18 protein-coding genes are annotated in these 21,794 nt (G+C 63.5%); 7 read left to right on the forward strand and 11 right to left on the reverse strand.

All coding sequences use genetic code 11. The features are described 5' to 3' along the window. Positions 1-601 precede the first annotated feature (601 nt). The gene (gene rhaI, locus FXB38_RS02525) at positions 602-1,900 is read right to left on the reverse strand and encodes an L-rhamnose catabolism isomerase (RefSeq protein ID WP_148749191.1); all 1,299 of its coding nucleotides are present in this window, start codon (positions 1,898-1,900) and stop codon (positions 602-604) included. Then, entirely contained in the window at positions 1,897-3,993 is a 2,097-nt protein-coding gene (locus tag FXB38_RS02530) for a bifunctional rhamnulose-1-phosphate aldolase/short-chain dehydrogenase (protein WP_148749192.1), read from the reverse strand. Before FXB38_RS02530 ends, rhaI begins: the two co-directional genes overlap by 4 nt. A gap of 186 nt (positions 3,994-4,179) precedes the next feature. On the opposite strand from FXB38_RS02530, the gene FXB38_RS02535 reads away from it, so the two are divergent. The 6 genes from FXB38_RS02535 (at position 4,180) to FXB38_RS02560 (ending at position 11,190) form a co-directional block, all read left to right on the forward strand. Beyond that, positions 4,180-4,989, forward strand: a complete 810-nt coding sequence (locus FXB38_RS02535; protein ID WP_148749193.1) for a DeoR/GlpR family DNA-binding transcription regulator — start codon at positions 4,180-4,182, stop codon at positions 4,987-4,989. A gap of 4 nt (positions 4,990-4,993) precedes the next feature. Further along, positions 4,994-6,538, forward strand: a complete 1,545-nt coding sequence (locus FXB38_RS02540) for a sugar ABC transporter ATP-binding protein (protein ID WP_148749194.1) — start codon at positions 4,994-4,996, stop codon at positions 6,536-6,538. Beyond that, positions 6,535-7,521 carry an ABC transporter permease gene (locus tag FXB38_RS02545; RefSeq protein ID WP_148749195.1) on the forward strand — a complete coding sequence of 329 codons (987 nt, stop codon included), beginning with the start codon at positions 6,535-6,537 and terminating at the stop codon, positions 7,519-7,521. The genes FXB38_RS02540 and FXB38_RS02545 overlap by 4 nt, the downstream gene beginning before the upstream one ends. Further along, on the forward strand, positions 7,518-8,507 hold the full coding sequence (locus FXB38_RS02550) for an ABC transporter permease (protein WP_148749196.1): 990 nt from the start codon (positions 7,518-7,520) through the stop codon (positions 8,505-8,507). Before FXB38_RS02545 ends, FXB38_RS02550 begins: the two co-directional genes overlap by 4 nt. A gap of 51 nt (positions 8,508-8,558) precedes the next feature. Then, positions 8,559-9,674, forward strand: a complete 1,116-nt coding sequence (locus tag FXB38_RS02555; RefSeq protein ID WP_148749197.1) for an autoinducer 2 ABC transporter substrate-binding protein — start codon at positions 8,559-8,561, stop codon at positions 9,672-9,674. A gap of 136 nt (positions 9,675-9,810) precedes the next feature. Further along, positions 9,811-11,190, forward strand: coding sequence for an FGGY-family carbohydrate kinase (locus FXB38_RS02560; RefSeq protein ID WP_148749198.1), 1,380 nt, complete (start codon positions 9,811-9,813; stop codon positions 11,188-11,190). Positions 11,191-11,298: 108 nt separating this feature from the next. Here FXB38_RS02560 and FXB38_RS02565 read toward each other — a convergent pair whose 3' ends face one another. Both FXB38_RS02565 and FXB38_RS02570 read right to left on the reverse strand, forming a co-directional pair. Next, the gene (locus FXB38_RS02565; RefSeq protein WP_148749199.1) at positions 11,299-11,730 is read right to left on the reverse strand and encodes a RidA family protein; all 432 of its coding nucleotides are present in this window, start codon (positions 11,728-11,730) and stop codon (positions 11,299-11,301) included. Positions 11,731-11,748: 18 nt separating this feature from the next. Next, positions 11,749-12,927, reverse strand: a complete 1,179-nt coding sequence (locus FXB38_RS02570; protein WP_148749200.1) for an acyl-CoA dehydrogenase family protein — start codon at positions 12,925-12,927, stop codon at positions 11,749-11,751. A 357-nt stretch (positions 12,928-13,284) separates the two neighbouring features. Here FXB38_RS02570 and FXB38_RS02580 point away from each other — a divergent pair, with 357 nt between their 5' ends. Next, entirely contained in the window at positions 13,285-13,791 is a 507-nt protein-coding gene (locus FXB38_RS02580) for a MarR family winged helix-turn-helix transcriptional regulator (RefSeq protein WP_148749202.1), read from the forward strand. 13 nt (positions 13,792-13,804) lie between these two features. On the opposite strand, the gene FXB38_RS02585 is transcribed toward FXB38_RS02580, so the two are convergent. The 7 genes from FXB38_RS02585 to FXB38_RS02615 are packed head-to-tail and all read right to left on the reverse strand — an operon-like array spanning position 13,805 to position 21,191. Beyond that, positions 13,805-15,469, reverse strand: coding sequence for an ATP-dependent acyl-CoA ligase (locus tag FXB38_RS02585; protein WP_148749203.1), 1,665 nt, complete (start codon positions 15,467-15,469; stop codon positions 13,805-13,807). Positions 15,470-15,478: 9 nt separating this feature from the next. Beyond that, positions 15,479-16,636 carry an ABC transporter substrate-binding protein gene (locus tag FXB38_RS02590; RefSeq protein WP_187434617.1) on the reverse strand — a complete coding sequence of 386 codons (1,158 nt, stop codon included), beginning with the start codon at positions 16,634-16,636 and terminating at the stop codon, positions 15,479-15,481. 57 nt (positions 16,637-16,693) lie between these two features. Next, positions 16,694-17,476 carry a cyclase family protein gene (locus tag FXB38_RS02595; RefSeq protein ID WP_187434618.1) on the reverse strand — a complete coding sequence of 261 codons (783 nt, stop codon included), beginning with the start codon at positions 17,474-17,476 and terminating at the stop codon, positions 16,694-16,696. Positions 17,477-17,510: 34 nt separating this feature from the next. Beyond that, positions 17,511-18,752 carry an SDR family NAD(P)-dependent oxidoreductase gene (locus FXB38_RS02600; RefSeq protein WP_148749206.1) on the reverse strand — a complete coding sequence of 414 codons (1,242 nt, stop codon included), beginning with the start codon at positions 18,750-18,752 and terminating at the stop codon, positions 17,511-17,513. Continuing rightward, a complete protein-coding gene (locus FXB38_RS02605; RefSeq protein WP_148749207.1) occupies positions 18,749-19,927 on the reverse strand; it encodes a thiolase family protein in 1,179 nt (392 codons plus the stop codon). Before FXB38_RS02605 ends, FXB38_RS02600 begins: the two co-directional genes overlap by 4 nt. 22 nt (positions 19,928-19,949) lie before the next feature. Beyond that, entirely contained in the window at positions 19,950-20,378 is a 429-nt protein-coding gene (locus FXB38_RS02610; RefSeq protein WP_148749208.1) for an organic hydroperoxide resistance protein, read from the reverse strand. 3 nt (positions 20,379-20,381) lie between these two features. Beyond that, complete coding sequence (locus FXB38_RS02615) at positions 20,382-21,191, reverse strand: aspartate/glutamate racemase family protein (protein ID WP_187434619.1); 810 nt, start codon at positions 21,189-21,191, stop codon at positions 20,382-20,384. Positions 21,192-21,794: the final 603 nt, after the last annotated feature.

Here is a 21,794-nt window from a genome sequence, read left to right on the forward strand (position 1 = left end):
TATGGCTCCGGATTACTCCCGACGAAGGATGTTTTCACCGAAGCGTTTCCGTGATTCAGTCCGGGACGTTGGGGGGCCGGATGCGAGTTCATGGCGCGGATTTGGTGTTGAGCAGGTATTGTGGCGCTGAAGCCGAGCAGGCGGAGAGAATTAGGAACTGCAGTTGGGCATCGGATGATTTGGTCTTTTCAGCACTGTTGTCCGAGACCTCTTTTTATCGCCGAAGTACGACAGCTGCTATTTTCGTCTGGCCCGCGATCGAACTTCCCGCCTGCCTGCGCACCCTCGTTCACGGCGCACGCGTTCGCGAACTCTTCGAGTAGAACTAGCTCATTCGCTGCCGAGGATGTCATGGCAGGATCGGCCCAAGCCGAACTCAAGTTTCCGCCGGGCTCACGAATTCAGGTGAAGCCGGGAGCCGGTCCTCGCTTGGCTGCAAGGACCGGGACCGTGATCAGGACTGGATACTATCCGAAGAGTCTCCGCGTGATTCTGGATGGATCGAAGGGACCAATCACTCTTCATATGGACTACGTGGCCATGATCGACACGTGAAACAGGCGCCACGCTCTCGTCCGAGCACAAAGCCGCCGCGCCTAATTTAGACGATGCCCGCCGAAGTCCCGGCGACGGCGGGGCGCTCCTTCGCTCTTTGCGCCCGATAACCGGAGGCGCGATACGCCGCTATGGGCGCGATCGCTCCGCCTGTGCGCAGGCGAGCGGCGGCGAGGAGCGGCGAGACATCTGTCGTGAAGGCGCGTTTCAATTCGAGATGCGCGCCGAGCGCGTCATTCGTCTCTTGCGCAGCTTCGAGCGCCGCGCGATCGACGATCAGGGCCTGCGCATAGGCGCGCTGCAATTCGATTGCCGATTGCATCAGGCTCTCGATCGGATCCGTGACGTTATGCGACTGGTCAATCATATAAGCGGGCGCGAAGCCTTCCGCTTTGCGGCGCTCGGCGTCGATCAGCTCGTTGAAGACCAGAAACAGCCGAAACGGATCGACCGAGCCGGTATCGAGATCGTCGTCGCCATATCTTGAATCGTTGAAATGGAAGCCCGCGAGCTTCTTGAAGCGAACCAGCCGAGCGACGATTTGCTCGATATTCACGTTCGGCGCATGATGGCCGAGATCGACGAGGCAATAGGCCTTGGGCCCGAGCTCCTGCGCGGCGGCGAAGCTGGTGCCCCAATCCGGGATCACCGTGGAATAGAAGGCCGGCTCGAAGAACTTGTGCTCGAGGAACACGCGCCAGTCGGCGGGCAGCGCCGCAACGATCTCACGCATTGCGTCGATATAGCGGTCGAGGACCTTGGTCAGACTAGACTGGCCGGCGAAGTTCGAACCATCGGCAATCCAGACCGTCAGCGCTTTCGAACCGAGTTTGCGGCCGATCTCGATGCTTTCGATGTTGTGCGCAACGGCCTGGTCGCGCACCGCCTTGTCCGTATGCGACAACGAACCGAACTTGTAAGAGAGCGCTTGCCCGGGCTGATCCTGGAACGTGTTGGAGTTGACCGCGTCGAAGGCAAGGCCATGCGCCGCGGCTTTTTCGCGCAACGCCGCATTGTCATCGACCTTGTCCCACGGAAGATGCGGCGAAACGGCCGGCGTCGCCCGCGCCAATTGATGGATGACGGCGCAATCATCGATCTTCTCGAAGACGTTGCGTGGTTCGCCCGGGCCCGGAAAGCGGGCGAAGCGCGTGCCACCGGTACCGACTCCCCAGGTCGGAATGGCAACGCCGAATTCCGTCACCTTCCGGACCAGCGCTTCGGCATCGATCCCGCGCCGCGTCAGCGTGCGCTCAAGCGCGTGATAGTCCTCCGTCGTCGCGCCGTCGAGCCGCGCGTTGTGGTCGGCAATGAAATCGGCGCTGATCGAGAATGGCGCGCTCATCGCGTGAACGCCTGGGCATTGCCGGCATCGATATTGAGGATGTTGCCGGTCGATTTGGCCGAAAGATCGGAAGCGAAAAAGTAGATGCCCTCGGCAATGTCCGCGGGGAAGACCGACAATTTCAACATCGAGCGTTGGCGATAGACTTCTTCGAGCTGGTCTTCCCCGACCTTGTTGGACGCCGCGCGTTGTTGGCGCCACTCGCCTTCCCAAATTTTTGAGCCGCGCAATACCGCGTCGGGATTGACCGTGTTGACGCGGATGCCGTGCGCTGCGCCCTCCAGCGCCAGGCAGCGGGCGAGATGGATCTCGGACGCCTTGGCAGCGCAATAGGCCGAAGCGCCAGCCGAAGCGGCGAGGCCATTTTTCGAGGCAACGAAGATGATAGTACCGCCGGTCTTCTGGCGCTGCAGCAGCCGGAACGCCTCGCGCGACACAAGGAAATAGCCCGTCGCGAGAATGTCTATGTTCTTCTGCCAAAGTGCAAGACTTGTGTCCTCGACCGGCGACGCCGAGGCAATGCCGGCATTCGAGACGACGATGTCGACGCCGCCAAAGGCGAGCGCGGTCTCTTCGAACGAGGCGATCACCGCCGCCTCGTCGGTCACGTCAAGCTTCACGCCGACCGCCGCGTCGCGGCCATAGCGTTTCGCGATCGCCGCGACGCGCTCTTTCAACGCCTCCTCGTCGATATCGGCGACGACGACGCAGGCGCCTTCGTCGAGCAACCGCTGCGCGGTTGCCCCGCCAATGCCGCCGGCGCCACCCGTTACGTAGGCGATCCGTCCGGCCAGCGGCTTCGGCTTGGGCAAACGCTGGAGCTTGGCTTCTTCAAGCAGCCAATATTCGATGTTGAAGGCCTCTTGTTCGGCAAGGCCGACATAGGCGCTGACACCCGAGGCACCGCGCATGACGTTGATCGCGTTGACATAGAACTCGCCGGCGATGCGGGCCGTAGCCTTGTCCTTGGCGAAGGTGAACATGCCGATCCCCGGCGCAAGATAGACGACCGCGTTGGGATCGCGCATAGCCGGCGAATCCGGATGTTTGCAGCGCTCGTAATAGGCGGCGTAATCGCGCCTGTAGGCGGCGAGCAGATCGTCGAGACCGGCGATCACCTCGTCGAGGTTGTCGCGGCCCGGATCGTAAGGGAGAACCAGCGGCCTGATCTTGGTGCGCAGAAAGTGATCCGGGCACGACGTGCCGAGCGGCGCCAGCTTCGTCAGCGAATTGGAGTTGACGAATTCCAGCACTTCCGGCGCGTCGGTGAAATGACCGATCTTGCGCTCGTCGGCGGAAATCTTGCCGCGGATCAGCGGCATCAGTATGGCCGCGACGTCGCAGCGCTTTTCCGGCGCGGCCGTTTCGACCTTGGTGCCCCCGAAGGAAGGCTTCTGCTCATGCGCCGCAAGCCAGTCGGCGGCCTGCTGAATGATACGCAAGGTCGTCTCGTAGCAGGCTTTCGACGTCTCGGCCCACGTAAAGAGCCCGTGGCCTCCGAGGATCACGCCGACATACTCTGGATGTCGCGAGGCCATCTCGCCGAGTTTCAAGCCGAGATCGAAGCCCGGCCGCTGCCACGGCAAGAAACCGAGCTTCCCGCCGAAAACCTCTCTGGTCAGCCGCTCAGCATCGGCCGAGGCGGCGACGGCGATCAGCGCGTCCGCATGGACGTGATCGACATGGCGATGCGGCACGAAGGCGTGCAAGGGCGTATCGATCGAGGTCGCGCGCGGATTGAGATCGAAGGTGCAGTGATTGAACAAAGCGACCATCTCGTCCTCTTCGGCGAGACCTCGATAGAGACCTTTCAGGCTCTCGAGCTTGTCGAGGTACAGCGTCGCGAAGCCGTCGCGCTTCATCGAGCCGAGGTCGCCGCCCGAGCCCTTGACCCAAAGGACGCGAACGTTCGCGCGGGTCAGCGGATCCCGCGCGTCGACCTTCGCCGAAGTGTTGCCGCCGCCGAAATTGGTGATGCGCAGATCGACCCCGAGCAAATTCGAGCGATACAGCAACTGGCCCGGCTCATCGAGCCCGGCGGCGACGGCGTCGTCCCATAGATTGGGCAACCGCATGTCCGCAGCCTCGCTCATTGGACGTTCTCCTGTGCTTCGTTTGAAGCCAGCTTATGTCCGACATTCGATCACGGTCAATCATGGATGCCCGTCGCCGCGATGCAACATGATTGATGCAGCGCGATAATGATCGATCTTGAAAGTTTGGAGTTGACCCGTCCTCGGGAGCATGACCAATTTACGGGCAAGGGGAGGAAGATCGACGTGCACGAGCGAGAACGCTGGCAGGTCATCAAGGCGCTCTTGCGAGAGCGGTCGCTAGTGCGCATCGCCGATGCCTGCCGCGCGACGGGCGCCTCCGAAGCATCCATCCGGCGGGACTTCGCCAGTCTCGCCGGGCAGGGCGTCGCGATCAGGGTGCATGGCGGGCTTGAGACATTGTCCGACGCAACCAATGCGCAGGGCGACGTCCTCTCCCTTGCGACCCGCTCTTTCGATGTCAGCCAGACGCTCAACATCGATGCCAAGCGGGCGATTGCCAAGGCGGCCGTCGCGCTCTGCGCCGACGGCGAGACGATCATCATCAATGGCGGCACGACCACCTACCAAATGGGTGAATATCTGCGCGAGCGGCACCTGAAAGTGCTGACCAATTCTTATCCGCTCGCCGAAGTGCTGATCCACAAATCGAAATGCCGCGTCGCTCTGCCGGGCGGCGAGGTATATCGCGAGCAGGGCATGATCGTCTCGCCCTTCGAGGAGGACGCAATCCAGCATTATTCAGCTACGCGCATGTTCATGAGCGCGATCTCGATCGGGCCGCTCGGCGTCATCGAGGGCGATCCCCTGCTCGCTCGTGCCGAGTCCAAGCTGTTGAAGCGCGCCAACAAGTTGACCGTCCTCGCCGATTCCTCAAAATTCAACCAGCGCGGCAGCCTTGTCGTTTGCCCGCTGTCGCGCATCCACACGCTGATCACCGACGCCGACGCACCGGGCGCCGCGCTCGACATGTTGCGCGAACAGGGCATTCATGTCGTCGTCGCGACCGGCGCCGACGCTATCGCGGCGGCTTGAAGCGATGGCGAACGATCAAGCCCTTCGCGAAACCGCCGCGCCGCCTCGCCTTTCGGTGTACAACATCGAGAAGTCCTTTCCGGGTGTGAACGCGCTTACGGGCGTCTCGTTCAACGTCGCAAAGGGCGAGGTCCACGCCTTGCTTGGCGAGAACGGCGCCGGCAAATCGACCTTGATCAAGATTGTCTCCGGCGTGTTCCCGCCCGACCGCGGCGAGGTGATCGTCGATGGCAAGCCAGTCAATCTCGCGCGGCCGGACGACGCCAGGCGCGCTGGCATTGCGACGATCTATCAAGAGCTGCTGCTGTTTCCTGAGCTCACCGTCGCCGAAAACGTTTTCATGGGCCATGCGCCGCGTGCGGGGCTCGGCCGGCTCGACTGGCGCGCAATGCGCGAAAAGACGAGACATCTGCTCGCTGCACTGGAGATTCACGACCTGCACGCCGACCGCGTCGTCGGCTCGCTCAGCGTCGGCAATCGCCAGCGCGTCGAAATCCTGCGCGCTCTGTCGCAAGATGCCCGCATCTTGATCATGGACGAGCCGACCGCGGCCCTGACCGAATACGACGTCACCCGGCTCTTCGATATTGTGCGCAAGCTGAAGGCGCGCGGCGTCGCAGTGATCTATATCAGCCACCGGCTCGACGAGATTTTCGCGATCGCCGATCGTGTCACCGTGCTGCGTGACGGGGCGCATATCGCCACCAAGCGCGTCGCTGACACGGCGGCAGCCGAACTCGTGCAATTGATGGTCGGCCGCAAGATCGAAAGCCTGTTTCCGAAGATCACGCTTCCGATCGGCGGACCGGTGCTGGAGGTCAAAGATCTCGAGCGGCGGCCGCTCACCAAAAGGATCAGCCTTACCGTGCGCGCCGGCGAAATCGTCGGCCTTGCCGGCCTTGTTGGCTCGGGCCGAAGCGAGCTGGCGCAGACGATCTTCGGTGTGACGCCTGCCGAAGGTGGCGAAATCAAAATCCGCGGCCAGGCAGTCTACATCCGTTCCCCCGCGCAGGCCCGCACGCTCGGCATCGCTTATGTGCCGGAAGACCGCGGCACGCAGGGGCTGGTGAGGCCGATGACGGTGCGCGAGAACTTCAGCCTCGCCGCGCTAGGCAAGGTCGCATTCGGCGGCTTTATCGATCGCGCCGCTGAGCGCAAGCTGGCCAGCGACGGCGTCAAGTGCTTTGCGGTCAAGACGAGCTCGCTCGAGCAGATTGCGGGCAAGCTCTCTGGCGGTAATCAGCAGAAGATCGTGCTCGGCAAATGGCTCGCCAATAAGCCGAAGCTGCTAATTCTTGACGAGCCTACACGCGGCATCGATGTCGGGGCTAAGGCGGAGATCCATCGCCTGATGGGCGAGCTCGCGGCACAGGGGCTCGCGATCCTGATGATTTCGAGCGAGTTGCCCGAAGTGCTCGGGATGAGCGACCGCGTGCTCGTCATGCGTGAAGGTCGTATCGTCGCGGAGTTCTTGCGCGAAGACGCAACGCAGGAAACGGTCGGCGCGGCGATGATGGGCAGCCACGAGAGCGCGGAGAAAGTGGCATGACCGCGACGACATTAATCCACGCCGAAGCCAGCCCACGGCGGCTACTCAAGGCGCTCGCCTCGCAGGAGGCCTTGCTGGCCATCGCAGTGATCGGCCTCGCGATCATCGTCGGCCTTTACAATCCGCGCTTTCTGGCGATGCGCAATCTTTCGGACGTTCTGCTCGGCAACGCCTATATCGCCGTCGCCGCGGTCGGTATGTCGATGGTGATCATCTCCGGCAACATCGACATTTCCGTCGGCTCGCTGATCGGCGTCCTGGCGACCGTCAGCGGCACTTTGGCGGTGGAAGGCGCGCCGATCATCGTCACCTGGCTGGCGCCGCTCGTCGTCGGTATCCTCGTGATGGCCTTTCAGGGCGCCATCATCGCGTATCTGCGCATTCCAGCCATCGTCGTGACGCTCGGCATGCTCTCCATCCTCAAAGGCGGGCTGATCGGCGTCACTGGCGGCAAGTGGATCACCGATCTGCCCGACAGCTTCCATCTCGCCAACATCGAGCTTTTCGACGCCGTCCCGATGCCAGTCTTTCTCATGATCGTCGCGACGATCTTTGCCGCCTGGTGGATGCGCTATTCGGCGCCGGGCCGTACGATCTACGCAGTAGGCGGCAACGCGGAGGCAGCGCGTCTCTGTGGCATCTCGCCGCCGCGCGCCACGGTGATGGTTTTCGCGCTGCACGGCTTCTTCGCCGGCGTCGCGGCCCTGCTCTATGCGACGCAACTCCGCGTCATACAATCGACCGTGCCGCCGAATCTCGAATTGACGATCATCACTGCGTCGGTCGTCGGCGGCGTCAGCATTCTCGGCGGCGTCGGCACTGTGATCGGCTCTACTCTCGCCGCGATTCTGATCGCCGAGATCGCCAGCGCGCTGGTGTTCACCGACGTCTCGCCGTACTGGATCCGCGCAGTGCAGGGCGTGCTCATTCTTATAACCGTCATCGCCGATATCTTGCGGCGCCGGCGCATGGCCAGAGCATGAGCGCGATGAGCGAAATCCCCCTTCCCCAGATCGCGAAGCGCGTCGCCCCCTGGTGGCTCCTGCGACATGAGACCATGCTGGCGCTGATCCTCTTCGTCGCGCTGATCATTCTCGGCGCCCTGAACAATCGCTTTCTGACGCTCGACAATCTGCTCAATCAGGGCCGGCTGACGACCGAAGTCGGGCTCATCGCCCTGCCTATGACCTTCATCATCATCACCGGCGGCATCGATCTTTCGGTCGGCTCGATCGTCGGGCTCTGCGCTATCTTGCTTGGCTATTCATGGAAGACCTTCGGTTTTCCATTGCCCCTGGCAATCGCCTTCACGCTCGTCGTCGGCGCTACCGCCGGCTTCTTCAACGGCGTTGGTATCACCAGGCTCAGAGTGCCGCCGTTGATCATGACAATCGCGACGCTCGCGCTCTATCGCGGCCTTGCCGAGGGCATAAGCCAGGCTCGCTCGGTGCGCGGGTATCCGGAATGGTTCTATTTCATCGGCCAGTCAGATCTCTTCGGCGTGCCGGCGCAGCTCTGGCTGCTGTTGATCGCGATCGTCGTCGCAGGGATTGCGCTCGACCGCACGACTTTCGGCCGCACACTCTATGCGATCGGCAACAATGAAACCGCCGCTCGCTTTTCCGGCTTGCCGGTCGATCGCGCCAAGCTAATCATCTACACTTTGTCCGGCTTGATGGCGGGACTCTCAGCCGTCGTCCTCGTCTCGCGCGTGACGACGACGCGCTCCGACATGGGTATTGGCTATGAGCTCGACGTGATCGCGACGGTGGTGCTCGGAGGCACCAGCATATTCGGTGGCGTCGGCACGATCTGGGGCACCGTCGTCGGCCTCGCAATGATCCAGCTTCTGAAAAATGGGCTCGCGCTGACCGGCGTCAAGGGCGATGCTACGATTGTCGTGATCGGCACGGTGCTGATCCTGTCGACGCTTGTTGCGAGCTTGCTCCAGCGACGCCGCGGCGTCTGACGTTCTGTTTCTTAAGGCCGCACAAAGCGGCTGCAACGTGGGAGGAAGAGCATGAAACTCGGATTAGCCATAGCGCTGATGAGCGCGACGCTGCTGGCCGGGACGGCCTATGCGGCGGAGAAGAGATGGGACGGCGCGGACGATCTACCGGTCAATCCGCTTGCCTGTTCGGCTGGCGAGGCCAGCGCCGCGCCTGCGGCCAAACCTTACGATGGTGGCCAACCCACCAATGCGCCCGACAAGGCCGGCAAGCCGATCTCGCTGGTCGACGTGCCGAAGCTGATCGGCATCGGCTATTTCAATGCGACCACGAAAGGCATGCAGGACGCCGCCAAGGCGCTCGGCAACGTCGCAGCGAAGACCGACGGCCCGACTGAAGCCAAGATCGACGAGCAGATCAAGTTCATCGACAATTACATCACCAGCGGCGTCGACGGCATTCTCTTCGCAGCCAACGATCCGGTAGCGATCGCGCCGGTTCTGAAGAAAGCACTCTCGAAGGGTATTCATGTCGTCGGCTATGACGCCAACTCGACACCGAATGCGCGCGAATGGTTCGTCAACCAGGCCGAGTTCAACGGCATCGCCAAGGCGATGATCGACTCGATGGCCAACGAGGCCGGCGAGGACAAGAGCTTCGCGATCGTCACCTCGACCTTCACGACTCCAAATCAGGCGCGCTGGATCGCCGAAATGTGGGCCTACGCGCAGAAGTGCCATCCCAAGCTGAAATGGCTCGAGACGGTCGAAGCGCAGGAGGACAACAATCTCTCCTTCAACCAGGCGACGACACTGATCAACAAATATGGCGACAAGCTCTCCGGTCTTTTCGGCATGACCTCGGTCGCGACGCCCGCTTCGGCGGAAGCCGTGACCAAAGCTAAGCTATGCGGCAAGGTCGCGGTGGTCGGCCTCGCCACGCCCAACGCGATGAAGCCCTATGTCAACGCCGACTGCGTCAAGTCCGTCGTGCTGTGGAACCCGGTCGATCTTGGCTATGCGGCAACCTACGTGATGCGCGCTGTGGTCGACGGCAAGCTGAAACCCGGCGCGACCTCGGTCGAAGCCGGCAAGCTCGGCAAGCTGAACGTCGTCAACGGCAGCGAAATTCTGCTTGGGGCGCCCTTCATCTTCACGAAACAGAACATCAAGGATTTCGACTTCTGATTTGGGCTCGTCGCCCGGCCGTCGAACGCGGCCGGGCGACACACTCTTGGCCTTCGTTGTCATTGCCGCGACAAGCCGGCTATAACGCGATGGCGACGTTGCTTGCCGAGATGTTCCATGTGCCTTGAGCTTCACGATGAGCCAGACGGTCGCAGTTTTTGACGTCGGCAAGACCAACGTAAAGCTTGCGTTGTTCGACGAGGGCCGGCTTCTCTGGGAAAAGTCGGCGCCCAACCGCGTCCTGCCGGGCCCGCCCTATCCGAATGAAGATGTTGAGAGCGCTTGGAACTTCTTCCTCGACGCGCTTCGTGAGGTCGCACTCACGCATCAGATCAGCGCGATCGTTCCGACCGCGCATGGCGCAGCCGGCGCTTTGATCGGCGAGAGCAAGCTCGCCGCTCCCGTCATGGACTACGAATTCGCGGGCGTAGAAGTGATCGAATCCGATTATGCTAGGCTGCGGCCGCCCTTTTCGGAGAGCCTGTCGCCGAAAGTACCGGCCGGCCTCAATCTCGGCCGGCAGCTCGCCTATCAGAAGTGGCGCCGTCCGGATCTTTTCGCCAAAGCAAGGTATTTCGTTGGCTATCCGCAATATTGGGCTTGGCGCCTGACCGGCGTCGCGGCCTCGGAAGTCACCTCGCTCGGCGCCCATACGGATCTCTGGGCGCCGCTGCAGGGACAGGTCTCGAGCCTCGTCAAAGCTCTTGGCGTCCACCACTTGCTGCCGCCGCTGCGCCGCGCCTTCGACCCGCTCGGTCCGATTCAGCCGGACATCGCTGCCCTAACCGGGCTCGCGCCTGAAACGCAAGTCTTTTGCGGTATCCACGATTCCAACGCTTCACTTCTGCCCTACCTCATCTCGCGCCAGGCACCGTTCACCGTGTTGTCGACCGGCACCTGGGTGATCCTGATGTGTGTGGGCCTTTCGCTCGATCAGCTCGATCCTCGCGACGACACGCTCGCCAACGTCGACGCGCTCGGCCGTCCCATCGCCTGCGGGCGTTTCATGGGAGGACGCGAATTCGCCGTCATCGCGGGCGGCGGCGGCAATCCGGATCTCGACGCGGTTGAGCGCGTCATTGGCTCCGGCGCGATGGCACTGCCCTGCTTCTCCGACCAGGGCGGACCTTATGCGGCGACCAAGGGCATAATTCGCGGCGAGGTTGCGGCGCACGATCAGACCGCACTGGCGACGCTGTATTGCGCCCTGGTTGGCGATCTCATGCTGACGCGCATGGGAGCGACCAGCGGCGATCTGATCATCGAAGGGACCTTCGCCGGCAATCTCGCCTTCTGTCAGACGCTCGGGGCATTGCGGCCGAAGCAGCGCGTCTTTGCGGCGGAGGACGTGGTGGGCACGGCGCGCGGCGCCGCAATGCTGGCGCACTGGCCGCCAAGCTATCCCATTACGGCGCCGGCGCCCGTCCCTGCAGCTTCGATCTCGGGCCTCGATGCGTATCGCGATGCCTGGACCGCGGCCATCAACTCGATCGCTCGCCGAGCTACGAATGCTTGATTTCGCGAACCGTCGCCTTCCGGCGGGAGCTGAGACGGGCAATAATTCTCACGGAAGCCGTAAGCCAATCCAGATCGCGAATTCGCGCGCACCGAGGAGGCGCGCCCTTCAGCGCGGCACGACGGCCGTCGCTTCGATCTCGAGGCGCGCGGAGGGCTCGACAAGGCGCACGACCTGCACGAGCGCCATGCTTGGGTAGTGGGTGCCGATGACCTCGCGATAGACTTTGCCGAGCGCCTTGAGATTGGACACGTATTCGTCCATGTCCACGACATACCAGGTCAGGCGCACGAGATGTTGGGGCTCTGCGCCGCCCTCGGCCAGGATCGCGACAATGTTTTCGAGTGCCAGCCGGACCTGCGCGACAAACCCGTCGGCAAATCGGCACGCAACGTCCCAACCGACGACACCACCCGTCACGACAAGGCGTCCCTCGGCCATCATACCGTTAGAATAGCCTTTCGGCTGCGGCCAGCCGCCGGGCTGAAGCACCTGCAAACCGCTGGTCGCGCCGGCTTCCGGCTTTCTCATCGTGCTCATGCGGAATTCTCAATTCTCTCAGCGCGGCTTCAAGAGGTCGCGCGCGACAATCAGCTTCTGGACCTCGGTCGCGCCCTCGTAGATGCGTAGCGCGCGGATTTCGCGATAGAGGCTTTCGACGATCTCGCCCTTGCGCACACCGCGACCGCCGAACATCTGGACGGCGCGGTCGATGACGCGCTGCGCGGTCTCGGTTGCGGTCAGCTTTGCCATTGCAGCTTCGCGCGTCGTCGGAAGCTTCCGGACATCGCGGCGCCAGGCCGCGCGGTAGGTCAGGAGCGCGGCAGCGTCAGTGTCGGTCGCCATGTCGCCGAGCGCGGCCTGGGTCAGTTGCAGATCTCCCAGGGTCGCGCCGAACATGTGCCGGCTGCGCGCGTGCGATAGCGCCTCCTCGAGTGCCCGCCGGGCGAAGCCCAGGGCAGCGGCCGCGACCGATGCGCGGAAAATATCCAGCGTCTGCATCGCGAGCTTGAACCCGCTGCCCGGCGTGCCAAGGCGGCGGCTCGCCGGGATCCGGCAATTGGTAAAGCGCAACGTGGCCAACGGATGCGGCGCGATGACGTCGATGCGCTCGGCGATGCCGAAGCCAGGATCATCGGGAAAGACGACAAAGGCCGAGATGCCGCGGGCACCCGGCGCCTCGCCGGTTCGCGCAAACAGCGTGTAGACGTCGGCAATGCCGCCGTTGGAGATCCAGGTCTTCTCGCCGTCGATGACATAGTCGTTGCCGTCGGCGCGCGCGGTGCAGGACATCGCCGCGACGTCCGACCCCGCCTCCTTCTCGGACAGCGCGAAGGCCGCAAGCCATTCGCCGGAGCGGACCTTTGGCAGTACGGCCTTGCGCAGCTCCGCAGCACCACCGAGCGCAATCGCGCCTGAACCGAGCCCCTGCATGGCGAAGGCGAAATCGGCGAGGCCATCGGCATAGGCAAGCGACTCGCGCGACAGGCAGATCGAGCGAGAATCGATTGTCGTTGCATCGCCATCGGGAGCCGCGACCGCGCAATCGAGCAGCCCCGCCTCACCCATCGCGCGCACGAGCCTGCGGCAGGCGCCATCGATGTCGCTGTGATCGATCTTGTCGAGGGCCCCCGACTGCACGAAGCGGTCGAGTGCATCGCCAATCGCATGATGACGCGGCTCGAAAAACGGCCAGTCAAGCCATTCGCGCCGGATCACCTTTGCCACGGAGCTCATCTGATCCCTCCTCCGCTCACTGAGCAGCCGGCCGGGCCGCCGCCGATACAGACTATGCGCGTGATCCCCTAGCTTTCGCGGGGTCACGCCATGTGGTGAACCTTCACCTCAATTAGTTTAAGCCTAAAATATTTTGTCGGTGCATGCCTTGTCAAGGTGGGTTCTGCAAAGAGCTTGGGCGACGGGTTCGGCTCCGCAGTGTCGACCTTGAGATACAGTGCCAATTGGATACAGAGCAGCGCCGGTTCCGAGACGCCCGGGCTAAGCCTTGAATTTACTTTTGGCACGAACTATCTTGCTAGCGACCCATGAGAGCTGCGCCAGCTTTCAACAAGCCACGAAGCCCGGGAGATTCGATTGGCATTCGCGAAAGAGCCGACGCCTGTTTCAGCCAGGAATGGGGTGGATCAGGAGGCCGAGCACAGGGCTCAAACGCGAGTTTGGCTCCGGCTGCTCGCCTGCACGACCCTGATCGAAGGCGAGCTGCGGCGCCGGTTTCGCGATGAGTTCGATTTCACGATGCCCCGCTTCGATGTTCTGGCTCAGCTCGACCGCGAGCCGAGCGGGCTTGTGCTGGGAGAGCTGCCCAAGCGTCTGATGGTCTCGGCCGGGAACCTCACGCCGATCGTGGACCGCCTGGTCGCGGATGGATACATCACCCGCACGCCGTCGAACCTCGACCGCCGCGTGCAGATTGTCTGCATGGCGATCGAAGGCCGCAAGGCCTTCAGGCGAATGGCCAAGAGCCACGGCGCGTGGCTCGCCGAGCTGCTGGCGGATTTCCCCGCGGACCGGTTCGACGGCTTGATCGGCGAGCTCGACGAGCTCAAGGGCGCTGTCAGGGAGGCTTTGCAAAAGCCTTGAGCGGGCGCAACTGTCAGCGTCGCACCTTCACTCCGGCCGCTTCGCGATCCCATGTATCCGCAGTGACGCCCGCGTCGCGCAGCACGCCCTTCTTGATCTTGCCGTTCTCCGTCAGCGGCATCTGGCTCAAAATGCGCACGTAACGCGGGATAGCGAAATAAGCGATCTGTCCTTCGCAATGGCGGATGACGTCGACCGGGTCGAGCGATTGGCCCGGCTCCAGCAGGATCGCCGCCGCAACCTCGTCCTCGCCCAACTCCGACGGCAGCGGGTAGATCGCGCAGGCGGCGACCGCGGGGTGGGACTGGATGGTCTGCTCGACCTCCCACGAGGACACGTTCTCGCCGCGCCTGCGGATCGAATCCTTCATGCGGTCGATGAAGCGATAGTGTCCGCCAGGATCTCGAACCACACGATCGCCCGAGTGAAACCACAGATTTCGCCAGGCCTCGACCGTCTTCTCCGGCATGCCGAAATAGCCGGTGGCGAAAGCAAAGGGCTCTCCGGCGCGAAGCACGAGCTCGCCGGCCTCTCCATCAGGAAGCGCTGAATCATTCTCGTCGACGATCCGCGCCTCGATCCCGTCAGCCAGATAGCCCATCGTTCCGGGGCGATCGGGCGGAATCCTGCCGGCGAACACGAAGTTCGTCTCGGTAGAGCCGTAGCCGTCGACCAGCGGCACGCCAAAGCGTTCGCGGAACGGACCGTGGATCTGCGGCGGCACGCCGCCGCCAAGCGCAACGCGAAGGCGATGCGTCGAATCCTCCGCGCTCTGCGGCTGCGCCAGAAGCATTGACGCCATCGCGCCGAGCAGATAGCCGACTGTCGCGTCGTGCCGCCGCGCGGCAGCCCAGAAGCCGGAAGCGGAGAATTTCGACTCGAGCACGTAGGTGCATCCGTTCAGCAGCGCCTGATAGAACGCATTCAGCGCGTTGGTGTGGAACAGCGGCAGCGTCGTGAACAGCACATCGCCCTCGCGGATTCCGAGCGCCCGCGCCGAATAGATGCCCCACCAGAACAGTTGCGCCTGCGGACAACAAACGCCCTTTGCAGGCCCCGTGGTGCCCGAAGTGTAGAGGATCGCAACGGTGTCGCCGGGCCGCACGGCACCTGCCGGGGCCGCGGCTCCCCGCGCCGGCAACGCTACCGCGGAAAGCCTGGCATCGCTGGCCCCGGCAGCAGCTCCGATGATCCAGGTCCGAGGCGGCAGCTCGACACCCGCCTCGACACTCTCGATCGCGCTAGCGAACTGGGCCTCGACGACAAGGAGCGCGGGACGCGAATTGCGAAAGATGTGGGAGAGCTGGAAGCCGCGGAGCGCGGTGTTGATCGGGACCGCAATGGCGCCGAGCCACGCACAGCCGAGATAGACCTGCAAGAACTCCGGACGGTTCGAGCACATCAGCGCGACCCGATCGCCCGGCTTGATCCCCGCGTCGATGAGCGCCTGGGCCGACGCGGCCGCGATCGCCGCGGTCTGCGCAAAGGTCCAGCGTGCCTCACCCGCAACCAGCAATATCCGCTCACCGTAGCGTTCCGCCTGCCGCGTGAGGATGGTGGAAAGAATCCGGTCCGACGGCGGAAACGACGTCACCGCGCGCGCCCAGGCCGGCGTCACGTTCTCTTGGCCGATCGCTTTGCTGATATTCGCCGGCGCCTCGTTCTTCGTCACGATCATGCTCCCGCCTCAGGGCAACAGCTTGTATTTGCCGTCCTCGATCTGGACCATGATGCGTGAGCGATCGTCGACGCCATGCCGATCCGCCGGCGTATAGGTGTAGACGCCCTGCGTTCCCACGACCTCCTTGGTCGCGAACAGCGCCTGACGAAGCGCGGTACGGAATTCCGGCGACCCGGGCTTGGCGCCGGTCGCCATCGCGCGCTTGCCCGCATCGGCGAAGACCAGCCAGCCGTCGAAGGAATAGGACGAGAACGAATCCGTCGGTGCCTCGCCGTTCGCCTTCTCAAAGGCCGCACGGAAATCCAGGGCAACCTTCTGGATCGGATTGCTGGCCGGAAGCTGCTCCGCCGCGGTCACAGGTCCGGTCGGGCAGATGATGCCGTTGGCGGCCTTGCCGGCGAGACGGAGGAAATCGGCGCTGATCAGCCCGTGATTGCCGTAGAGCGGCCCCTTATATCCGCGCTCGGACAAGGCGATGACCGGCAGCGCGCCGGGCGTCCCGGTGCCGCCGAGCATGATGGCGTCGGGACGTGCAGCGAGAGCGCGCAGCACCTGGGCCGTGACCGAGGAGTCTGATCTGGCGTAGCGTTCGTTGGCAATGACCTTGATATCGGCGGTCTTCGCACTTTGCTCGAGCGAATTGTACATGAGATCGCCGAACGCATCGGAGAAACCAATGAATGCGACGGTCTTCAGGCCCCGTGCCTTCATGTGGTCGACGATGCCTTGTACGAGAAGCGGCGTTGGTTGCGGCGTCTGGACGACCCAGGGGCCGCCATCACCGGCCGGCACCGGCGCGATCGGAGACACCGCGATCATCGGAATCTTCATCTCGATGGCCGCAGTCGCCATCGCGAGCGTCTGGGGTGCGCCGGACGTACCGATGAGGACATCGACCTTCTCCTGCTCGACGAGCTTGCGTGCGTTGCGCGCCGACGCGGTCGGGTCGGAACCGTCATCAAGCTGGATGACCCGGATCTTCTCGCCGCCGACCTCGCCGATATAGGTCTGGCCCGCCGCGATCCCCTTCGCGTTCGGAATTCCGATCGACGACACCGGTCCGCTGAGGCCGGTGACGAATCCGACGAGGATCTCGGCGTGCGCAAGTTGCGGGACGGCAAGAAGCAATGCGGTCGAGGCCAGCAAGCTCTTGATCAAGTTCATGGCACCTGCCTTTCGTGGGAGTTTCTTGTTCTGATTGGCAAGCGCCATGGATTGGGTTCAGATTGACGATACCAGCGCGATGACGCGAAGCGGACTGCCGGAGCCGTTCTGGATCTTCAGCGGCGAGGCTACGATGATGGCGCCGGTGGCCGGAAGCTGATCCAGATTGCACAGGCATTGCAGGCCGTAGCGGCCCGCGCCGTGCAGAAAGTGATGCGCCGGATAAGGCGGCTCGAAATGCCCGGCCTGCCCCGCATCCGTACCGATGGTCTCGGTGCCAAACCCGATGACGCCACGCTCCTCCACCAGCCACTTCATGACGGCCGGGTTGGGGCCCGGCGTGTGTGCGCCGTCATCCCCGAGATTGGCGTAGTCGCGCCAACCCTTCTTCGACCAGTCGGTCCGCAGCAGCACCCAGTTCCGCTCCGGGATTCGTCCATGCTTGGCTTCCCAGGCTTCGACGAGCGGGACCGTCAGCAGGAAATCGGGATCCTGAGCCGCCTGCGCGGAGCAGTCGATGACACAGGCCGGCGCGATCATGTCCTTGGCCGGCATGGTGTCGACGGCATTGTTCGGCAGGTTCTTGCCGGTGAACCAGTGAATCGGCGCGTCGAAATGCGTGCCGGTATGTTCGCCGAACGTGACATTGTTCCAGTACCAAGCCGGGCCACGACCATCGTATCGCGAGATTTCCTGGATGCGGACCGGCGCTGCCTGGCCGAACTCCGGCGGCAGCACGATGACCGGAAAATCCGGACTGAGTGTGAAGGTCAGATCGACGACGCGCACCGCGCCGGAAGAAATCGCACTCGCCAGCTCCAGGAGATTGTTGCTTTGCATCGTCACGTCCTCCGGCTTGGTTGAAATCCCGATGTCACCTGTCGAGCTCGCGTTCGAGCGCTTTCGGATTGGCCGCCAGACGTTGCCGGATCTCTTCGGCGACATCTCCGACATACATCTCCTCGAGCCCGCCTCTCAGCCCCGACACGATTGCCTGCGCGATCGCGCGCGGCGCGACCTTCGGCGGCGGTACGGTCTGGAACCATTCGGTGTCGACCGGCCCGGTGAACAGATTCATCACCCTGACCCCGCCGGGCCGGAGCTCGGCGCGAAGGCAGTGCGAGAGCGACAGGCACGCTGCCTGCGAGGCCGAGTAAGCGCCAAAGGCAGGCCAGTTCGCCAGCGCGTAGATCGACAGGATGTTGACCCACGCGGCGCTGTTACTGATGCCGTCGGCGCCGCGCATCCGCATGGCGGGGCCGAAGGCCTGCGCCAAGTTGATGAAGCCGAGATAGGCCTGGTCGATCTCGTCGCGTGCGGTGCTCGTGCCCCTGCGGTCAAGCAGGCCGCCGGGCCGAACATATTCCGTTGTGTTGACGAGGATATCGACCTTGCCGCCGATGTCGGCTGCGAGATCAGCGGCAGATTTTTCGTCGGCCGCGTCAAGCGTCACGATCTCGATCCCGTCCTGACCGCGCAGCAGCTTCTCGCCGGCGAACGGCCGCCATGGTTCGGCAACGCCGACGAACACCGTCTTGGCGCCTGCGGCCTTCAAGGCGGCGACGACTTCCTGGCCGATCACGCTGCGGCCGTTGGTGACCAGCACGCGCCGGAATTTCGGATCGGCCGTCATTTCCCGCCACTGCTTGTCGTCTGCCATGTTGGGAGTCTCCCCCTCGGGATGGGCAAAGGCCACCGCCTGACCGCTCTTGTCGAGTTGCAACGACATGCGAACGGCTGCGCCCTCCGCGCAGTCGGCATGGAGATGGGTCACGATCGTCGGACCGCAATCCATCTTGACGAGGCCGATCCGCCACGGCGCCCGTTCGCGGAAATAGACGTCGCTTGGCACGCGTGCCGTTGTCTCGGCGAGCAGCGTACCCCGGCGCGGCGCATCGACGAATGCAAGGCCGGCCGACAGGCAAGACGGACACGCCTCCCGCGCCGGATAAGCAAAGGAACCGCAAGCCGCGCAGCATTGCAGCATAAAGCGGCCTTCGGCTGCCGCCCGCGTGAACCCATGCGAGATCCTGCTGCGCGGCCGCGGTGGCGAAGCAGGCAACCGCGTCCGCAGCAGCGGATTCTTGCGCGGGGGCGGCTTGATCGGTTCTATCATCGCGAAGGCCCTGCAAGGATAGCGGCGCCCGAGGCGAGACCGCGGTCATAGTTGATCATACCGAACCCCGAGGCCAGGGCGACGCTCGCATTGCTGACCTGGGTGGGGCCTGCAGTCCCCAGAACCTGCCGCAGTCCCTCGACGAGACCGAGGTAGGCGCCGGCCGCACCGGCCTGCCCGACCGAGAGCTGTCCGCCCGACGTATTGTGCGGAAAGTCACCATCGATGGTGAGGTCGTGCTGGCGCACGAACTCGGCCCCCTCGCCCTTCTTGCAGAAGCCAAGATCCTCGAACTGCATCATGGTTATGACGGGATAGTCGTCATAGGTCTGCACGACATCGAGATCGTCAGGCTTCACGCCAGCCATCGCGTAGAGCTCGCCGATGTCCATCGCCCAGCCGCCGCGCACCTGCATCGGATCGTCGGCGAAGGCATTGTGCCGCTCGATCGTCGAGAGCAGTCGTGCGGCCGGCAGGCCCAACGATGTCGCTGTCTCGTCGCGCATGACGAGGAACGCTTCCGCACCGGCGCAGGGCATCACGCAGTCGAATAGGTGGATCGGATCAGAAATCGGCCGGGCCGCGAGATATTGTTCGAGCGTCAACGGCGTCTTCATCAACGCATACGGGTTGCGCAAGGCATTAGTGCGCTGGGCGACGGCGATCCTTCCGACGTCCTCGCGCGTGACGCCGAAGGTCCGCATGTAGTTGCGTGCGATCAGTGCGAAACTCGCATTGGCGCCGCCGGCGCCGTAAGGATAGACCGCATCCTGGTTGAAGCGCGAGAAGTTCTCGAGCGTCAGCCGGAAGGAATCGACATAGTTGGTGTCGCCCGCCACGCAGGCCACAATGTCAGCGTCATGGGCCTGAACCGCGCGCGCCGCCTTTCGCAACCCAGCGATGGCGCTGGCGCCACCGAGCGGAATCGTATCCAGCCATCGCACGCAGAGTCCGAAATGCTGCGTCAGTCCCACCCCGCTGTCGGTGCCCATGGTGAAGCTGGAAACGCACAGGCCGTCGATGTCGGAGGCCTTGATGCCGGCCTGTGCAACAAGCGCGCTGAGCGCTCGGCCGATCCACCACTGCGCGCTTTCGATGGAGTAGCGCACATAGGGAATCGTGACGGGCGCCGCAATCGCGACGCCATCATACGGTGTGCGTAAGGTATTGGTCACCGACCGACCGCCTCGTTCATCCTCAGACCACCGTCAGTTTCACGTCAATATTGCCTCGGGTTGCGTTCGAATAGGGGCAGCGCTCGTGCGCACCGGCGACGACCTCCTCGGCCACCGGCTTTTCGACACCTGGCAAATTGACTTTCAGCTCCACAGCCAGCGCGTATCCGACGGGAACCGGCCCCATCGCGACCTTCGCAGTCACGGAAGGTTCGGCAGAGGGCACAATTTTCCGCGTCCGCGCGACGAGCTTGACCGCACCGAGAAAGCACGCGGCGTAGCCGGCCGCAAAGAGCTGCTCGGGATTTGTGCCCTCGCCGCCGGGGCCGCCCATCGATTTCGGCAAGGACAGCGACACCGACAAAAGACCGTCGGCGCTGGCGGCCTTGCCATCCCGTCCTCCGGTCGCCGTCACCTCGGTCTCGTACAGGATCTTTTCGGGAGTCATCATGCCTTATTCTCCAGGAATAGTTTTCGAGGACGAGCGACTGTTACGCGCGAGCAACGCGCGGAAATCGGCGCGCGCCTGGGCATTGGCCCGCTTGAAGCTCGGCCCACGGCTGGGCTCGGTGCCGTTGAGCTGCCGAAGCTGCACCCACATCTCGGCACTCTTCAGCGCCACCGCCGCGCAGTTGACCACCGGCGCGTGGCCGACCTTCAGGCCATGCTCTTTCCCGATCAAAAGGCCTGGCAAGACGCCGGCCGGGATCACGACGTCCGCGCCGCGCTCGATCAGCGGACGTGCGCAGGCGACAAAATCCTCGACCATGCGAGCTTGCGCGGCAGCGTCTCCGGCGAACGCATCGGCGAAATCCTCCGGCTTGCAGCCAAGACCGGTCACGTGGACCACCCGATCACGGAGACCGTAACGCTCTGCCTGCTCGTAGTGCCAGACCTCGAAGACGGGATCGAGCGTCACAAGGCCGAGCCGCCGACCGAGCTGCGAGGCCGCGAGCAGCGTCGCCTCGCCGGTCCCGATCACGGGAATGTCGAGCGCCGAGCGCAGCTCGTAGAGTCCGGGATCCTGGAAATGCCCCATGACGAAGGCGTCGAACCCGCCCTCCTCCGCCGCGATGCCGTTATCGATCGCCTGGACGGCGCAGCGCAGTTCGGCAAGCCGTCCGAACTCCCGGTCCGGCGGCGTAATGCCCTCGACGTGAACCGTCGTGCCTGATGCAGCGATGTTGTTGAGGTATTCCGACAGCCGCGCCATGTAGGGCGCGTTGACGCTCGCATCAACGAAGCTCTGCCAGAAGATGCGCATCGTCCTTCTCCTCAAGCGGTGGTCGGAGGATCGGTCGTCGGCTGCCGATGAATATATTTCAACCATAAACTAATTCACGCGTCAAATGCGCGCGGCAGCGCCGGCGGCTCGCGCCGTCACGGCAAGGCGAGCACGGCCCTTTCTGTCCGGTCGAGCAGCAAAGAAGCGCCGCACACTGACGAAATTGTATGCAGCAACATTTTTTTCTGACAGCCCCGTGACACGTGTTGACGGCGCCACCGGCAATACTTTAGGCTTTAAGTAATTCCTCGCCGATCAGGGACTGGTGGCCATGACAATGATGTTGCAGGGCACCGATTTTGAGAGACTCAATCGTGTGGACAGTCGCCGTGCTCAAGCAGCCGGCAGTGGCAGCAACGTCGCCGGTTGCGCATCGCGGCCGCGGCAACGACCTTTCATCGCTCCGGAAAAGTCCCGCCCGCATTTGCCGGTGGGCCCGTTGTTCGAGCGGCAAGCAACATCATGGCAGCTGACGCCCGGCCGACAAACTCACTTCTGTCGCGCCCGGATTTCGGCGCAAACAGCAATGCTTTCAATCGGTTCATTCGTCGTTCAAGCTCCCCGCACGGCAGCTTTGAAGCA

The organism is Bradyrhizobium cytisi (assembly GCF_008123515.1).
Classification (GTDB): domain Bacteria; phylum Pseudomonadota; class Alphaproteobacteria; order Rhizobiales; family Xanthobacteraceae; genus Bradyrhizobium; species Bradyrhizobium cytisi.

Excerpts from the sequence above, each read along its gene's own strand:
- rhaI (WP_148749191.1), bottom strand. The coding sequence starts at position 1,900 with ATGAGCGCGCCATTCTCGATCAGCGCCGATTTCATTGCCGACCACAAC.
- FXB38_RS02530 (WP_148749192.1), bottom strand. The coding sequence starts at position 3,993 with ATGAGCGAGGCTGCGGACATGCGGTTGCCCAATCTATGGGACGACGCC.
- FXB38_RS02540 (WP_148749194.1), top strand. The coding sequence starts at position 4,994 with ATGGCGAACGATCAAGCCCTTCGCGAAACCGCCGCGCCGCCTCGCCTT.
- FXB38_RS02545 (WP_148749195.1), top strand. The coding sequence starts at position 6,535 with ATGACCGCGACGACATTAATCCACGCCGAAGCCAGCCCACGGCGGCTA.
- FXB38_RS02550 (WP_148749196.1), top strand. The coding sequence starts at position 7,518 with ATGAGCGCGATGAGCGAAATCCCCCTTCCCCAGATCGCGAAGCGCGTC.
- FXB38_RS02555 (WP_148749197.1), top strand. The coding sequence starts at position 8,559 with ATGAAACTCGGATTAGCCATAGCGCTGATGAGCGCGACGCTGCTGGCC.
- FXB38_RS02560 (WP_148749198.1), top strand. The coding sequence starts at position 9,811 with ATGAGCCAGACGGTCGCAGTTTTTGACGTCGGCAAGACCAACGTAAAG.
- FXB38_RS02565 (WP_148749199.1), bottom strand. The coding sequence starts at position 11,730 with ATGAGCACGATGAGAAAGCCGGAAGCCGGCGCGACCAGCGGTTTGCAG.
- FXB38_RS02570 (WP_148749200.1), bottom strand. The coding sequence starts at position 12,927 with ATGAGCTCCGTGGCAAAGGTGATCCGGCGCGAATGGCTTGACTGGCCG.
- FXB38_RS02585 (WP_148749203.1), bottom strand. The coding sequence starts at position 15,469 with ATGATCGTGACGAAGAACGAGGCGCCGGCGAATATCAGCAAAGCGATC.
- FXB38_RS02590 (WP_187434617.1), bottom strand. The coding sequence starts at position 16,636 with ATGAACTTGATCAAGAGCTTGCTGGCCTCGACCGCATTGCTTCTTGCC.
- FXB38_RS02595 (WP_187434618.1), bottom strand. The coding sequence starts at position 17,476 with ATGCAAAGCAACAATCTCCTGGAGCTGGCGAGTGCGATTTCTTCCGGC.
- FXB38_RS02600 (WP_148749206.1), bottom strand. The coding sequence starts at position 18,752 with ATGATAGAACCGATCAAGCCGCCCCCGCGCAAGAATCCGCTGCTGCGG.
- FXB38_RS02610 (WP_148749208.1), bottom strand. The coding sequence starts at position 20,378 with ATGATGACTCCCGAAAAGATCCTGTACGAGACCGAGGTGACGGCGACC.
- FXB38_RS02615 (WP_187434619.1), bottom strand. The coding sequence starts at position 21,191 with ATGCGCATCTTCTGGCAGAGCTTCGTTGATGCGAGCGTCAACGCGCCC.